Origin of the sequence: Rhodococcus sp. 06-156-4 (assembly GCF_002259345.1) — a bacterium.
Taxonomy (GTDB): domain Bacteria; phylum Actinomycetota; class Actinomycetes; order Mycobacteriales; family Mycobacteriaceae; genus Rhodococcoides; species Rhodococcoides fascians_E.
Map to the genome: position 1 here is coordinate 67,113 of NZ_NPGB01000036.1, position 15,200 is coordinate 82,312.

General features: G+C 65.7%; 15 protein-coding genes and 1 pseudogene. 5 read left to right on the forward strand and 11 right to left on the reverse strand.

The window, feature by feature from the left end:
* Nucleotides 1-19: 19 nt before the first annotated feature.
* Nucleotides 20-1,486: pseudogene (gene eccCa, locus CH290_RS25200) on the reverse strand (type VII secretion protein EccCa); the annotation flags it as partial.
* Nucleotides 1,487-1,706: 220 nt separating this feature from the next.
* Here eccCa and CH290_RS25205 point away from each other — a divergent pair.
* The 3 genes from CH290_RS25205 to mycP all read left to right on the forward strand — a co-directional run bounded on the left by CH290_RS25205 (nucleotide 1,707) and on the right by mycP (nucleotide 5,868).
* Nucleotides 1,707-2,741, forward strand: a complete 1,035-nt coding sequence (locus tag CH290_RS25205; protein WP_033189905.1) for an LLM class flavin-dependent oxidoreductase — start codon at nucleotides 1,707-1,709, stop codon at nucleotides 2,739-2,741.
* 125 nt (nucleotides 2,742-2,866) lie between these two features.
* Complete coding sequence (gene eccD, locus CH290_RS25210; protein WP_230621033.1) at nucleotides 2,867-4,414, forward strand: type VII secretion integral membrane protein EccD; 1,548 nt, start codon at nucleotides 2,867-2,869, stop codon at nucleotides 4,412-4,414.
* Nucleotides 4,372-5,868 carry a type VII secretion-associated serine protease mycosin gene (mycP, locus tag CH290_RS25215; protein ID WP_033189903.1) on the forward strand — a complete coding sequence of 499 codons (1,497 nt, stop codon included), beginning with the start codon at nucleotides 4,372-4,374 and terminating at the stop codon, nucleotides 5,866-5,868. The genes eccD and mycP overlap by 43 nt, the downstream gene beginning before the upstream one ends.
* On the opposite strand, the gene eccB is transcribed toward mycP, so the two are convergent.
* On the reverse strand, nucleotides 5,817-7,268 hold the full coding sequence (gene eccB, locus CH290_RS25220; RefSeq protein WP_033189902.1) for a type VII secretion protein EccB: 1,452 nt from the start codon (nucleotides 7,266-7,268) through the stop codon (nucleotides 5,817-5,819). The genes mycP and eccB overlap by 52 nt on opposite strands.
* Before the next feature lie 210 nt (nucleotides 7,269-7,478).
* Between eccB and eccE the strand changes: the two genes are divergently transcribed.
* On the forward strand, nucleotides 7,479-9,152 hold the full coding sequence (gene eccE / locus CH290_RS25225; RefSeq protein ID WP_080734053.1) for a type VII secretion protein EccE: 1,674 nt from the start codon (nucleotides 7,479-7,481) through the stop codon (nucleotides 9,150-9,152).
* 7 nt (nucleotides 9,153-9,159) lie between these two features.
* Here the strand turns inward: eccE and CH290_RS25230 are convergent, their stop codons facing one another.
* The 9 genes from CH290_RS25230 to infA all read right to left on the reverse strand — a co-directional run bounded on the left by CH290_RS25230 (nucleotide 9,160) and on the right by infA (nucleotide 14,491).
* Nucleotides 9,160-9,726, reverse strand: coding sequence for an NADPH-dependent FMN reductase (locus CH290_RS25230; protein WP_019663579.1), 567 nt, complete (start codon nucleotides 9,724-9,726; stop codon nucleotides 9,160-9,162).
* A 23-nt stretch (nucleotides 9,727-9,749) separates the two neighbouring features.
* Nucleotides 9,750-10,637, reverse strand: coding sequence for a tRNA pseudouridine(38-40) synthase TruA (gene truA, locus CH290_RS25235; RefSeq protein WP_033189900.1), 888 nt, complete (start codon nucleotides 10,635-10,637; stop codon nucleotides 9,750-9,752).
* A gap of 6 nt (nucleotides 10,638-10,643) precedes the next feature.
* Nucleotides 10,644-11,252 (reverse strand): 50S ribosomal protein L17, encoded by a 609-nt coding sequence (gene rplQ, locus CH290_RS25240; protein WP_019663577.1) that lies wholly within the window; start codon nucleotides 11,250-11,252, stop codon nucleotides 10,644-10,646.
* A gap of 35 nt (nucleotides 11,253-11,287) precedes the next feature.
* Complete coding sequence (locus CH290_RS25245) at nucleotides 11,288-12,352, reverse strand: DNA-directed RNA polymerase subunit alpha (protein WP_019663576.1); 1,065 nt, start codon at nucleotides 12,350-12,352, stop codon at nucleotides 11,288-11,290.
* A 97-nt stretch (nucleotides 12,353-12,449) separates the two neighbouring features.
* Entirely contained in the window at nucleotides 12,450-13,055 is a 606-nt protein-coding gene (gene rpsD / locus CH290_RS25250) for a 30S ribosomal protein S4 (RefSeq protein ID WP_019663575.1), read from the reverse strand.
* A gap of 20 nt (nucleotides 13,056-13,075) precedes the next feature.
* On the reverse strand, nucleotides 13,076-13,489 hold the full coding sequence (rpsK, locus tag CH290_RS25255) for a 30S ribosomal protein S11 (RefSeq protein WP_019663574.1): 414 nt from the start codon (nucleotides 13,487-13,489) through the stop codon (nucleotides 13,076-13,078).
* Nucleotides 13,489-13,863, reverse strand: coding sequence for a 30S ribosomal protein S13 (gene rpsM / locus CH290_RS25260; RefSeq protein ID WP_019663573.1), 375 nt, complete (start codon nucleotides 13,861-13,863; stop codon nucleotides 13,489-13,491). The genes rpsK and rpsM overlap by 1 nt, the downstream gene beginning before the upstream one ends.
* A 200-nt stretch (nucleotides 13,864-14,063) precedes the next feature.
* Nucleotides 14,064-14,177 (reverse strand): 50S ribosomal protein L36, encoded by a 114-nt coding sequence (gene rpmJ / locus CH290_RS25265; protein ID WP_025347279.1) that lies wholly within the window; start codon nucleotides 14,175-14,177, stop codon nucleotides 14,064-14,066.
* A gap of 92 nt (nucleotides 14,178-14,269) precedes the next feature.
* Entirely contained in the window at nucleotides 14,270-14,491 is a 222-nt protein-coding gene (gene infA, locus CH290_RS25270; protein ID WP_005140011.1) for a translation initiation factor IF-1, read from the reverse strand.
* Nucleotides 14,492-14,713: 222 nt separating this feature from the next.
* Here infA and dtd point away from each other — a divergent pair, with 222 nt between their 5' ends.
* Nucleotides 14,714-15,151 (forward strand): D-aminoacyl-tRNA deacylase, encoded by a 438-nt coding sequence (dtd, locus tag CH290_RS25275; RefSeq protein ID WP_033189899.1) that lies wholly within the window; start codon nucleotides 14,714-14,716, stop codon nucleotides 15,149-15,151.
* Nucleotides 15,152-15,200 lie beyond the last annotated feature (49 nt).

The following is a 15,200-nucleotide window of genomic DNA, read 5'->3' on the forward strand; positions in this document are numbered from 1 at the left end:
AGAGTAGTCGTAGGCGAGAATCCGCATTTCCCGATCCCGTTGCACCGATGCACAGTCCGTGCGGACCCATGCCGTTCTCCGCGGATTCCTTCAGGTCGATCTCGACCGCGCTTCCGTCGGGCGCGACGCCTATCGGTACTCGCAGCCGGTCGCGCCCACGCCTCGGCGTCCACACACGCATCGGATCGAGGTCACCGACATCGGGGATCGCGAGCAGTCGGTTCCATGTCGATATCGACTCACCCTCGTCGACGGTGACGTCGCTGTGCCGAGCGGTGGTCGTACGGAAGGGAGACAGCCGCCGCGCCACCGTTTCCGCTGCTGCGACACTCAGCGTGTCCGCCTGCCCGAAGATCTCGACGCCGGGGCCGCTGACCGCACCCACCGTTCCGTTCTCGGTGACGAGTCGCAGCCCTCGACTGGACGCGAGCGACGTCGCGAATCCGCAGAGATCCAGCACCGTGACCGCCTCCAACCCGGTTCGTGTCACGTCGGTGCCACTGTTGTCCAGCAATCCCCCGTCGACGACGATCACGATGTGCGCGACACCGGCTGTTGCCGGCGCGCCGCGCGTGAACCTGTTGCGCAGTGAAAGTTGCTCGCCCAGAGCACCTTCGAGTTCGAGGAACGAGCCGTAGATCATCCGAGCACTGCCGACTCCGTCTTCGAGAAGCTCGTGCTGCGCGTGCGGGAGCCACTTGATCCAGTCCCAGTGCATCACCGTGTCCGGCCCGCACACCACTGCGATGCGCACCTGATCCGGGTCGTGGAAGGTGCACAGCGACGCGATCATCGCACGCACCGTCGCCCTCGCAGCGGAACGGTCCCCGGTGAGGGCGATCGCCGCGAATCCGCGCAGCGACAGCGCGGTCGGCAGGTCGTTCACGACCGAATGCGCACGCACGAAGCGCCTGAGGGATACCGCCGACACCGGCTCCAATTCCTCGACCGGGCCGGTTTCCGGTGGCACGAGCCGGGTGGCCAATCTCTGCGTGCCACGGCCGATCCGCACGTGGCAGAAATCGGGGTCCGCGGTGCGTCGTTCCCACATTCGGTGGGTTCCGGCGAACGACCAGAGGACGGCCGGATCCGGATGCGACCATTCGAGGGCTGTGCGCTGCGCGTCGGCCGTGACGCGCACGTCCTTGCGCAATTGGTCCAGGTAACGAAGGTAGTCCTTGCGGTCCTCGTTCGCCTCGGCGGTCCGCGCGCCGCCGCCTTTTCCTCCGCCCGCGACCATCCCCAGCATCGATACCAGCATCATCGCCGGGAACATCAGCATCATGGGGTTCGCGGCCATGCCGGAGGTGAACATCAACGCGACCATGCCGACCATCGCCGCCACCATGACCACCGGCATGAGCTTCATCAGCAGATTTCCCGGCACGATCCGAGGAATTTCGGGCGGCGCCTGAAGGGTGACCTCGCCACCAGGGGTTCTGGGCACCGGACGGCGGGCACCACGAACGAAACGAACCGTACTCACGCTGCTGCCCCCACCGTCTCGCGCTGTCCCCCCCGACACGAAGACCGCGCTCGTTCCCAGGCGAGAGCGACTCCGGCCCGAAGGCTAACGCATGCGCGCACGGTGAGCCAGCCCTCGCGTCGAGCGTCGGAATAGCTCGCAGTCCTCGCTGGTTGTCTTCACGAAGAGCGTTCGGTCGCTCTCGAACACGATATTTCTCGTCGAAAGGCTGGCAGCGCGCATGTCCTTATCCCCGTCGCAACCGTTCTCCGTACCGGTGTCGATCCTCGATCTGGCACACATAGGTCCAGGTGAAAGCGTCAGGGACAGCTTCGATGCGAGCGTCGAACTCGCTCGACACGCGGAGAAATGGGGTTACCGGCGAATCTGGTACGCCGAGCACCACAACATGCGCACCATCGCGTCGTCGGCGACCAGTGTGCTGATCGGTCACGTCGCCGCGAACACAACCACCATCCGGCTCGGGTCGGGCGGAGTGATGTTGCCCAACCACGCGCCGCTGACGATCGCAGAGCAGTTCGGCACCCTGGCCACGCTGCACCCGGGACGCATCGATCTGGGCCTCGGCCGAGCACCGGGCAGCGACCAACAGACCATGCGTGCGATGCGCCGAGACCCGTCGTCGGCGGACCGCTTCCCGCAGGAAGTTCAGGAATTGCAGGGGTTCCTCTCCGACAATTCTCTCGTGCCGGGCGTGGTGGCCACGCCGGGAGCAGGCACGGGGGTACCGCTGTACATTCTGGGGTCGTCGTTGTTCGGCGCGCAGCTCGCGGCCGCGCTCGGTCTGCCGTTCGCTTTCGCGTCGCACTTCGCACCCGATGCGCTCGAGCAGGCCGTATCGATCTATCGCCGTGAGTTCCGCCCGTCGGACCAGCTGGACGCCCCCTACGTCATCGCAGGTGTCAACGTGATCGCGGCCGACACCGAAGCCGATGCGCAGCAGCAGTTCCTCGCGACCAAACGCAGTCGCGTCAGCCTGCTGCTCGGCCGTGGGCGAACCTTCACCGACGAGGAAGCGGACATGCTTCTCGACGCGCCGCAGGGCCGACAGATCATGCAGATGACCAAGTATTCGGCGGTGGGAACACCGGCAACGGTCCGGGATTACCTCGATCGGTTCGTACGCCACGCCGACGCCGACGAGTTGATCGTGGCGTCCGGGGTCGTCGACCGAGCGTCGTGGCTGCGCTCCTACGAACTCCTTGCCGAGGCGACGAATCTGCGGAGCGAGGAACCTGCGACCAGCGCAGTCTGATCGAACCGTCCGGCACGTCGCCGCAGGCCCCTGCTTCCGAGTATCGTGGGCCACGCTCGTAGCCAGGGGGGCACGAGCGGGGTGACTGTGCACGACGGGGGAACATCAGTGACGAGGGACGAGCAGTGACGGGGGATGTTTCGCAGGCCGTGAACGGACACGGCGCGCGGTTGCAGCCGAACTCGGTGGAACCGAGCACCAGGAGCGACGTGCGGGATCGTGGCGCTGCAGCGCCGCTCGACCTGTGTCGACTGACGGTGCTCGGCAAATCCGCACAGGTGGACATGGCTCTACCCACCGACGTGCCGATCTCGCTGTTGATCCCCGGCATCGTGGACATCGTCGACTCCCGTGCAACAGCTGCCAACGACAGACACGGCCGAGACTGGGTGCTGTCGAAAGTGGGGATGCCGCCGATCTCGGGCACGGCAACGCTCAACGAGGCATCGGTTCGCGACGGTGAGCTGCTCGTTCTCGGTACCGCCGACGCCCCGGCGCTACCTCCCCTTCACGACGATCTGATGTTCGCGGTGGCGTCCGTCGACAGCTCGGGGGATGGCTCGAGGGACGGCCTCTGGACAGCCGCCACCGCGCGGCGAGTGGGTTTCGTGACAAGTGCGTCGGCGGTGTTGCTCGCCTGCATCGCCGTGATGCTTCCACTGCTGCAACTCGGCGGTCGCGTCGACGCCGGTGAGGTCGGCGCCCGGAGCGTCACTGCAGCCGTGGCCGCGGCGACGACCGCAGTGCTGATGATCGTCGCGGGAACCGTCGTCGGGAGATTCTATCGGGACGACAGCACCGGTGTTTTTCTGTCCGCATGCGCGCTCCCACTTATGTTCGTGGCCGGATCTCGGTTCGTTCCAGGAGAATTCGGGGCACCACACCTCCTGCTCGGCGGGGCTCTGGTCGGCGCCTCAGCCGTTCTTGCACTGCGTACCGGCGGCCACGGATCCGCAGTGTTCACCGCGGCGAGTGCCGCAGCAGTCACCGTGTGCGCAGGCGCAACGGTGTCGATGTTCACCGATCTTCCGGTGAGCACCATCGGAGCGGGGACCACCGTGGTTGCGTTGGCCGCCTTGGCGGCCGCACCTCGTGTGTCGATGATGCAGGCAGGACTTCCACTACCTCCCGTACCGACGGCAGGAGCTCCGCTCGACGACGCAGGCGACGAAGACCCCACCAGCGCGGCCGAACTCGCCGATCGGGCGCGGCGAGCCCGTAGTCACCTGACCGGTCTCGTGTGTGCCGGCGGCGCGGCGGCCACGGGTGGCGCCCTTCTGGCTGCGCTCGGATCGAGCGACGCCATCTATCGGCCGGGCGTGTCCCTTGCACTCGCGACGGCCTTGCTCCTGCTGTTGCGCGGGCGAACCTTCGCGCAGGTGACCCACGCGCTTCCTCTCGTCCTCGGCGGTGCTTCGATCCTTCTGACTTTGCTCGCGGCCGTCGTGTTCACTCCGGCCGTATCCGATTCGGACGCGATCCAGCCGGCAGTCTTCGTCGCATGCGTCGCTGTGGCGCTCGTGGCGCTGTTCTTCGGTTCGGCCGTGCCCACCCGGGAGTACTCCCCGGTCCTTCGGCGCACTGCAGAACTGATCGAGTACGCGGCGATCGCCACCGTGATCCCACTGGCGTGCTGGGTGTGTGGCTTGTACACGGCCATGCGCGCGCTGTGACGGTCCGATCGAGTCGGCGCGCCCGGGCACGAACACTGACGGTTCCGATCGCTGCCGCGATGATCTCGGCAACCGTCGGAGCCGGAGTCGCGAGCGCGGACCGGCCCGTCGTCGATCCGGGGCTGCTGCCCGAACCGGGGCCTGCCGCCCCTCTCGATCCCACCGAGCAACGAAACGCCTGTGTTCCTGTCTCGGAGATCCCGGACGGCAGCGCGATTCCCGCGGAGCTTCAGGCTCTGGACTTCGCGTCCGTGTGGCCCATCACCCGAGGCGCCGGGCAGGTCGTCGCCGTTATCGACACGGGCGTCTCACCGCACCCGCGACTGCCTGGTCTGCGGCCGGGAGGCGACTACGTTCACACGGGCGACGGACTGTCCGATTGCGACGCCCACGGAACTCTCGTCGCCGGTCTCATCGCCGGGTCACGGGTGGAGGGCAGCGGCTTCGCCGGCGGCGCTCCGGAAGCACAGATTCTGTCGATCCGTCAGTCGAGCAACGCGTTTCGGATCGTCCGCGAAGGCGGTGAGCCCGACTCCGAGGATCCTGCTGCAGCGAACGCGTCGGGCTACGGCAACGTGATGACCATGGCGATGGCCGTACGCACTGCCGCGGACCTCGGCGCGACCGTCATCAACATCTCCGAGGTGGCGTGCGTACCGGGTGGGACGGGTCCTGTCGACGGCCCCCTGGGCGCGGCCGTCGAGTACGCCGCCACGGTCAAGGACGTCGTCGTGGTCGCAGCCGCAGGCAACACCGGAGGCGGCGGGTCCGCGTGCGCCACGCAGAACCCCCTACCCGACCCGACCGATCCGTTCGCCGATCAATGGGATCGCGTCGCCACGATCGCAACACCGGCATGGTTCGACGATCAGGTTCTCACCGTCGGGTCGGTGAACCCCGACGGATCACCGGCGGCGTTCACCCTCGCGGGCCCGTGGGTGGACGTCGCGGCACCGGGCACGGCGATCACGTCTCTGTCGCCGACGGGCACCGGACTCGCCGGCGGCACCATCGACAATCAGGGCGGTGTGACTCCGATTCAAGGAACGAGTTTCTCGGCTCCCCTGGTCGCCGCGGTTGCTGCACTGATCAGGGCGCACCGGCCCGACCTTCGGGCTGCCCAGGTCATCGAACGCATCGAGGCCACAGCGCACGCACCCGCCGAGGGCTGGAATCCTTTCGTCGGTCACGGCGTCGTCGATCCGCTGGCCGCGGTTACCGGGCAGGTACTCGACGACTCTGCGCATTTCCCTGCCTCGCCGGTCGACATCGCCGCGCCACTCGTGCCGGAGCCGCCCGACACCCAGCCGCGGACGGTGGCTCTGACCGGCGCGGCGGCGGTCGGTGTCGTCCTCGTTCTCGGTCTCGGATTGTCACTGCCCCTGCGGCGCAGGGTCGTTCCTCATTCGAACGGAAGCAGGGCTGCGTCCGGATCTGGTCCGACACCGTCGTGAGCGGTCAAGGCTGCGTCTCGACTCAAAGCCGGCCCTACGCCGAGCAATTCGACTATCTGCCAGGGTGCGGACGCAGCCGCTCCGAAGCCGAGTGCCTTGGCCGCGTCCGCATCCGCGACCCCGTACCGCACGCCGGTGTCGGCCACGAAGAAGTATCCGTCTCGTCGCACGCTCGTCGGCGAGATCCCCGTGGTCTGCACGAAACCTCCGCTACCCGGCTGCACGAACACTTCGTCGGCCGCAGGTCCCCCACCGTCGGCCTGCGCCAACGCAACGGGTCGAGCAGAGTCCGGCAGCGGAAGCACTCGGCCCGAGGAGAATTCGAGACGTGCGGTGGGGCCGCCGTCGGGCGCGTCCTGTGGGAGCCAGGCCACGCAGCCCACCGGCTCGGACTCTCGATCGACGATCGACGGACGGGACCGCGGAAAAGTCTTCACCGCGAGCGAGTCGGCCGACGGTGCATCGCTGAGTGCGTCGGGAGTCAACGAGTCGATCTCCGGACTCCCCTGCGAGTCGGCGAACGTGATCAGCTGCGCGGTGGCAACGCTGACCTCCTGAATCCCCTCGGAGAGGACCACGTAGTAACGATCCTCGGTGTCGACCACTTTCACCACCGAGCCGACGGTCTTCCCCGCGAGCGAGTAGGCGGGTGACTCGCCCGCCCGCGGAATCAGCGGCGGTGTGATCGGAGGAACCACGGGCACGGTGTTGGCCAGTGCCTCGCTGACTCCGGAGGGCACGGTGTTCTCGAGCCCGAGCGCTCGAACGACCGACCTGTCGTTCAGATCGATCGCGGCGCGTACACCGTCGTAGACGAGAAAGATCCCGTCTCCGGTCTCCCACAGGAAAGCCTGGGTGTCCTGCAATTGTTCGATGCCGTCACCGTGTCGGGGATCGCCTGCGATCACGGTCGTGCCCGCCACGGACCCCGCCGCGCCAACGGTGTCGCAGACGCTCCACGCGACCGACGTACCGTCGACGTCGTACGGCAGCGACGACGGCGCACCGGGTATGCCCACCAACGCCCCTCGCGGCCTGTTCGCGAGCTCGCTGTCCTTGACGATCGTCGGATCGTCCGCCTGCCCGACGACGAGGCGTGCCGACGCGAGATTCAGCACGGGATGGAAGGTTTCGTCGACGCGGACGAACATCGCGCCGGATTCCTTGCCGACGACGATCGCCGAGTCGCCGATCTTGTCCTGGGGCCGCAGCAGAGCGAGCGCTGCGCACCCGGCAAGTCCGATGCACGCGATCACGAGACCGACTGCAAGTGCACGGGATTGAGAGCGCATGGGGTCGTGCAGCATTCGCACGTCCCGCCGAACCAATGCGTGTTCCATTCGGCGAACGAGGAATCTGTATCCGCCGACCTGCCATTTCGTTGTCGGCGTCGCCGCCACGGTGCCCCCTACCGTTTCTTCGGACCCGACACACCCTCGGGTCCGTCCCCGGCGCACACCCTACTACCCACCCGGCCACGACCGCCGTCGACGACCGCTCGGGGACGGCGAGCACGAGGTTTCAACATCGTTGCGCACAGCGTAGAGTCGCCGCTGAGCCGCGATGGGGGTCCGGCTCGTCACACGGACAGCCTTCGGGGGGAGGATTTCATGATGGCCGCGCTACCGGGGCGCCGTCGCCCGGCCCGCACGTCGGTATTTCGAGCACCGACCCTGCGTCGAGCTCTGGGAGTCGAAGTATTCGCGGTCCTGGTCTGCCTCTCGGCGGTGCTTGCCAAGCTTCCGCCCCTCACCGTCGTGCTGTGTGCACTGCCGTTCGCGCTGCTTCCGTTCGTCGTCGTGGGCGGACGCCCCCTCCTCGACTGGGGGTTCACGTCGGCTCGATATCTGGCGGGGACCGTCCCCTCGACAGGCGTCACCACCGAGTACATCGACGGCGACGGAACCGCCGTCGGAGTGCACCGGCGAGGGACCATGGTCTCGTGTGTGTTGGAACTTCTCCCGACACCTGGAGCCACCACCAGGCTCGGACGGTCGACCGCCATGACCGACTCTGCGTTCGGCCTCGGCGACCTCACTGAATCTCTTGTCCAACACGACATTTCTCTGAGCCGAATCGACATCGTCTCACACGGCTCGAGAACGGCGCCGGGATCACCTGCGACGGACGTGTACGAGAACCTGATCGGCCCGCTCCCCGCCGTCTCGGCTCGGTCGGTGTGGGTCACCGTGACGCTGGACGAGCGGAAGAACCGTGAAGCAGTCGACGCCCGTGGCGGCGGCCGCGACGGTCTGGACCGGACGATCGCGATCGCTACCCGGCGGGTTGCGCGGGCGTTGGAGGCCGGTCGCGTACGTACTCGGACGCTCACACGCTCGGAGATTCACGCCGCCGCCTCACGCATGTGCCGCGGGACGTCGTTCGAATCCCTCACCCAGCGTTGGTCGTTCGCTCCTCTGCCGGGAGTGATCAGGACCGGTTTCGGGATCGATTGCCGAGGGCTGGACACCGAAACTCTCGAAGATCTGTGGTCGGTGCCCGCGTCCACGTCGACCGTCGTCCTCCGCATCCAGCCGAGTTCGGGTGTCGGCGTGGTGTTGCTCTCCGGATCCTGCGGATTCGTCACCAGGTCGGCAGTCCCGACGCCGTCCATTCCGCGTCCGGTGTCGATGCGTGGTCGCCAACGGGAAGCCCTGCTCACGTCACTGCCACTCGCGATCACCGCCCGCGGGTACGCCGATCCCGTCAGATCCATCGACCAGGATCACGCAGCACAGCTCCGGTTGCCGACGTCGGGATGTGGGCAACTTCTCGGTTCGGACGCATCCGGCCACGGAGTCGCGGCGCGGATCCACGGCACGGACATCGGATCGGTTCACGTCGCCGGCGAGCTGTATCTCGCCCAGCAGCTGGTCTTCAGGGCTGTCGCCACGGGTGCACGTATTCTGATCCGTACCGACAGACCCCACGCGTGGGGTCCACTCGTCGACTCGCTCGCAACTCCGGAGCGGTTGAGAATCGACGGAGGCCCACACCGAACCGGTACACGGGTGGATCTGGTGGTGCACGACTTCTCCGACACGATGAGCACACCGGGTCAGGTCCGCAACGACGGGGTCACCGTGCTGACACTCACCGAGCAGATTTCACGAACACCGATGCCGGACCCGACGGTGTCCATTCACCAGCCGGGCGCGGCCGGTGATCGCATCCGGGTTCGAACGTCCACGAGCGAGGTGGAACTGGTCCTGGTCACCATCCCACAGGAGACAGCCTTCATCGGCCGACCGCGCAGTCTGCGACGTTCGAACTCGACCTACTGACCGGCTCCTAGGAATGCGGATACGGGTCGACAGCGCCTCGTGCCGCTGCAGCCGACGCCCACCACCACAGCTGATCGAGCATTCGGTTCGCTGAATCCAACTCGGGGCCGGTCTCAGGAATCCGATTGCCGCCGAACACCTTTCGCGCACGTGCGAATCCGACGCTGTCTCGCACCGTCACCATGTGCAGTTCGGTTGCAACCGAACGCAACTGCTCCACCGCTCGCGCACCTCCGAACATGCCACCGTAGGACACGAACCCGATCGGCTTGCCTCGCCATTCGTACTTCAACGTGTCGAGGGCGGTCTTCACCGACGCCGGGTAACCGTGGTTGTATTCGGGCGTCACGACGACGACCGCGGCGGCCGACGAGATCGTCTCGGCCAGTCTCTCGGCACCCGCCGACGGCGACAGATCCGACTGCAGCTCCAATTCCAGCAGATCGAGCAGCGACACGGAGAACTCCGCCCGCTGCCCGGCGACATCCACGAACCACTGGGCCACCGAAGGCCCCAACCGCTGCGGCCTGACGCTCCCGACGATCACCGCGAGTTCGATGCGACCACTGCTCATCGGTCGAGCCTAACGGCGACCGGTCAACAACAGAATCCGGAGGCCGGAATCTCCGGACGGACTTCGCGGGTTGCTGCATTACGTTCGGCGAGTTCCTCGTCCTGTGGATAGTCGACACCCACCAGGGAAAGACCGTGTGCCGGAGCGACCGTCACCGCGCTGGACCTCGAGCGGGTCTCGAGCAACGACGCTGTCCACTCCGGACTTCGTCGTCCCTCCCCCACCGCCTGCAGAGCGCCCACCAGGCTCCTCACCATCGACCAGCAGAATGCGTCGGCGCTCACGTAGGCCGTGACGTGGTCGCCGTCCCGCTGCCAGTCGAACCGTTGAAGCTCCCGGACCGTGGTTGCACCCTCGCGGCGCTTGCAGAATGCGGCGAAATCGTGGAGCCCGACGAGCCTCGCCGATGCGTCGCGCATCGCGTCGAGGTCGATCTCCCGCGGCCACGACACGATCGATCGACGGTCCAACGGGTCGACTCCGTAGCGTGCCACGCTGAACCGGTACTCGTAATGTCGTCGCAGCGCCGAGAAGCGTGCGTCGAAGTCCTTGCTGACCGTCGTCAATGCCGTGACACGCACGTCGGCCGGTAGAAACCTGGCCATTCGTCGTATCAGTCGATCCGGTTCGTCGACGCCCCCGACGACGTCGGCATGCGCGACCTGTCCGCGTGCGTGGACGCCCGCATCGGTGCGGCCGGCGACGGTCAACTCGACGGGCTGACGTAGCACTGTCGAGAAGGCTTCCTCGAGAACACCACACACCGTGCGGATCCCTGGCTGACGTGCCCAGCCGGAGAAGTCGGTTCCGTCGTAGGAGATGTCGAGGCGCAGTCTCCGGGACGCCGAAAAAGCGGACCCGCCGTTCCCGGTGGGAACGACGGGTCCGCTTGCGCTGAACTCCGAGACCAAAGTGGACTAGTCCTTCTTGCCCTGGTCTTCGGTGGACACAGCTTCGGCCTCGGACGCGTCCGACGCGTGGGCGTCCTTGTCCTCGATGCCCTCGACGACGGCGTCGGCGTTCTCGACCTGAGCGTCGGTCGCGTCGGCTTCGACAGCCTCGACGACGTTCTCCTCGGCCGACTCTGCAGCGGCGGGAGCCTCTGCAGCAGCCGGTGCGGTCTGCGACGCCTTCACGCGACGAGCGCGATCGGCCTCGTTGGACACCGTCTGCTCGTTGACGAGTTCGATGATGGCCATCGGTGCATTGTCGCCCTTGCGGGGGACGGTCTTGATGATGCGTGTGTAGCCACCGTCGCGATCGGCGAAGAACGGCCCGATCTCGGCGAACAGCTTGTGCACGACATCTTTGTTGTTGATCGTCTTGAGAACCTCACGACGATGAGCGAGATCACCCTTCTTGGCGTGGGTGACAAGCTTCTCGGCGTGCGGACGAAGGCGCTTGGCCTTCGACTCGGTGGTGGTGATGCGGCCGTGCTCGAAGAGTGCCGTCGCCAGGTTGGCCAGGATGGCCTTCTGGTGCGACGCCGACCCGCCGAGACGGCGGCCCTTGGTGGGCTTGGGCATGATGAATCTCCTAGTAAGAGCTCAAAGCGAGCTGATTACAGCTGTTCTGTCTCGGCGTAGTCCTGCTCGGCGCCTTCGCTGTCCGCGAAGGATCCAGCATCGGTGTCGCTCCACGTTCCCGTGGTGGCGTCGTATCCGGGCACGGTGGTCGGATCGAAGGACGCGGGGCTGTCCTTGAGCGAGAGGCCGAGCGAGTGCAGCTTGACCTTCACCTCGTCGATGGACTTCTGTCCGAAGTTACGGATGTCCAGCAGATCGGACTCGGTACGGCCAACCAGCTCGCCGACGGTGTGAACACCCTCGCGCTTGAGGCAGTTGTAGGAACGGACGGTGAGGTCCAGGTCCTCGATGGGGAGTCCGAAGGAAGCGATGTGGTCGGCCTCGGCGGGCGAGGGTCCGATCTCGATTCCTTCTGCTTCGACGTTCAGCTCACGGGCGAGGCCGAAGAGCTCAACCAGGGTCTTGCCCGCAGATGCGAGCGCGTCCCGCGCGGTGATGGAGTTCTTGGTCTCCACGTCGAGAACGAGCCGATCGAAGTCGGTGCGCTGTTCGACGCGAGTGGCCTCCACCTTGTAGGTGACCTTGAGCACGGGCGAGTAGATCGAGTCGACCGGGATACGGCCGATCTCTGCGCCCGAAGCCTTGTTCTGAACGGCGGGGACGTAACCGCGACCGCGCTCTACGACGAGCTCGATCTCCAGCTTGCCCTTGTCGTTCAAGGTCGCGATGTGCAGATCCGGGTTGTTCACCGTGACGCCGGCCGGGGGAACGATGTCGCCTGCGGTGACAGAGCCGGGGCCCTGCTTGCGGACGTACATGGTGACCGGCTCGTCCTCTTCGGAGCTCACGACGAGACCCTTGAGGTTCAGGATGATGTCGGTGACATCTTCCTTGACTCCGGGGACAGTGGTGAACTCGTGGAGAACGCCGTCGATGCGGATGCTGGTGACAGCAGCGCCGGGGATCGACGACAGCAGGGTACGGCGGAGCGAGTTGCCGAGGGTGTAACCGAAGCCAGGCTCGAGCGGCTCGATGACGAATTTCGAGCGGTTGTCGGCGATGACCTCTTCGGTCAACGTCGGGCGCTGTGAAATGAGCATTGTGTATTCCTCCTGTACGGACGTCCGCTATTTGACGTCCACGTGTGGAGGCGAGAACGCCTGCGGGTATCGATGACACCCGCAGGCGTGCTGCGCCTTACTTCGAGTAGTACTCGACGATGAGCTGCTCCTGGAGCGGCACATCGATCTGTGCGCGCTCCGGTACCCGGTGAACCAGGATGCGAAGGCGGTTGGGAACGACCTGCAGCCACGGGGCAACCGGACGATCGCCGTAGCTCTCGCGTGCAACCTGGATCGGGAGAGTCTGTGCGGACTTCTCGCGGACATCGATGATGTCGTACTGCGAGACGCGGTAGCTGGGGATGTCCACTCGCTGGTTGTTGACCAGGAAGTGTCCGTGCGTGACCAGCTGGCGTGCCTGACGACGCGTGCGAGCGAGGCCCGCACGGTAGATGACGTTGTCGAGTCGCGTCTCGAGGATCGTCAACAGGTTCTCACCGGTCTTGCCGGGGCGCTTGTTGGCTTCCTTGTAGTAGAGACGGAACTGCTTCTCCATGACGCCGTAGGTGAAGCGTGCCTTCTGCTTCTCCTGCAGCTGGAGCAGGTACTCGCTCTCCTTGATCCGCGCGCGACCGTGCTGGCCGGGCGGGTAGGGGCGACGCTCGAACGCCTGGTCGCCTCCGACGAGGTCGACGCGCAGACGACGCGACTTGCGGGTAGCGGGACCGGTATAACGTGCCATTTTCTAAACCTTCCTTCCCGCTAGACCCGACGCCGCTTGGGCGGACGGCAGCCGTTGTGCGGCTGAGGGGTGACATCGGAGATGGTGCCGACCTCCAGGCCAGCAGCCTGGAGCGAACGGATAGCGGTCTCACGGCCGGAGCCGGGACCCTTGACGAACACGTCGACCTTCTTGACGCCGTGCTCCTGCGCCTTGCGGGCAGCGTTCTCGGCTGCGAGCTGCGCGGCGAACGGAGTCGACTTACGCGAGCCCTTGAAGCCCACGTGTCCCGACGACGCCCACGAGATGACGTTGCCTGCCGGGTCGGTGATCGACACGATCGTGTTGTTGAACGTGCTCTTGATGTGCGCAGATCCGTGCGGGACGTTCTTCTTGTCCCTGCGACGCGTCTTCTGCGTCTTCTTCGGGCCTGTACCGCGTGCTTTAGGGGGCATTACTTCGCCTTCTTCTTGCCGGCAATGGTGCGCTTGGGGCCCTTACGGGTGCGCGCATTGGTCTTGGTGCGCTGTCCACGTACGGGCAGACCACGACGGTGGCGAAGGCCCTGGTAGCAGCCGATTTCGATCTTGCGACGGATGTCGGCCTGCACCTCGCGGCGCAGGTCGCCCTCGACCTTGAGGGACTCCTCGATGTACTCGCGGAGCTTGGTCAGATCTTCGTCGGACAGATCCTTCGAACGCAGATCCGGGCTCACGCCGGTTGCGTCGAGAATCTCCTTCGAGCGGGTACGGCCGACGCCGTAGATGTAAGTCAGTGCGATCTCCATGCGCTTTTCGCGCGGCAGATCCACACCTGCGAGACGTGCCATGTGGCATTCCTTTTCATGTCCGGAGGTCTGCTCCCAGTCCGTCCCCTGTGCCTCTGTACTGCCGAGAACCTTGCGGCTCTCCAAAACTCAGTGGGGCCCCGGCCTCCGTGCCGGGGGTGTGCCGCAACTCGAATGTTGCGGTTGGTGCTGGGAGGTCTTCTTCTAGCTATGTGCCAAGCAGAAACGCGAATGCTCGGTGGTTATCCCTGACGCTGCTTGTGACGCAGGTTGTCGCAGATGACCATGACTCGTCCGTTACGACGAATCACCTTGCACTTCTCGCAGATCTTCTTGACGCTCGGCTGAACCTTCACGTCGTTGATCTCCTGTGTGTAGCCCTCGCGCACCGCACAGCGGTACGTCGCGAGCATGGTTCTCTCCGACCGGACCTGGCCGGAGAAGCTTGTTACTTGTAGCGGTAAACGATGCGTCCACGCGTGAGGTCGTACGGAGAGAGCTCCACTACGACGCGATCCTCGGGGAGGATGCGAATGTAGTGCTGGCGCATCTTTCCACTGATGTGTGCGAGCACCTTGTGGCCGTTCTCGAGCTCAATGCGAAACATCGCATTGGGCAAGGGTTCGACTACCCGGCCCTCGACCTCGATGGCACCGTCTTTCTTAGCCATATCCTCCGCGTCCCTGGCTTAACACCTGGTTGATTGCATCTGTTTTGCGTTACCGTGATGCTCACTGGCCACCGACCGAAGGCCGGGGGAAGCAACCGGTCGAACACCCGCCGGCTTGCGCAGGCATGCGAACAACCGGAACGCAGAGCGCACCGCCGACCTATGCTACCGGCAAAGTCGCACCAGGCCAAATGCATGATCGACCCATGGCAAGCTGAACTGATGCGCGCGGTGATCCAACGGGTTTCGGAAGCATCCGTCACGGTCGACGGCCACGTCGTCGGCTCCCTGATACCGGCCCCCGGAGGCCAGGGCCTGGTCGTCCTCGTCGGCGTCACCCAGTCCGACGACGCACGGATCGCCGACGCGCTGGCGGACAAGATATGGCGGATGCGAATCCTCGACGGCGAGAAGTCTGCAGCCGACGAACTCGCGCCGATCCTGGTGATCAGTCAGTTCACGCTGTACGCCGACACCTCGAAAGGACGTCGACCGTCCTGGAACCGCGCTGCGCCCGGCGCCGCAGCCGAGCCGTTGGTCGACCACGTCGTACATCGACTACGCGACCTCGGCGCCACCGTCGAGACCGGGCAATTCGGAGCGCACATGAAAGTGTCACTGGTCAACGACGGACCGGTCACCATCACCGTCGAACTGTGAATTACTCGAGCGCCGAACTACTCGTGCGTCGAACTACTCGAACCTCGGA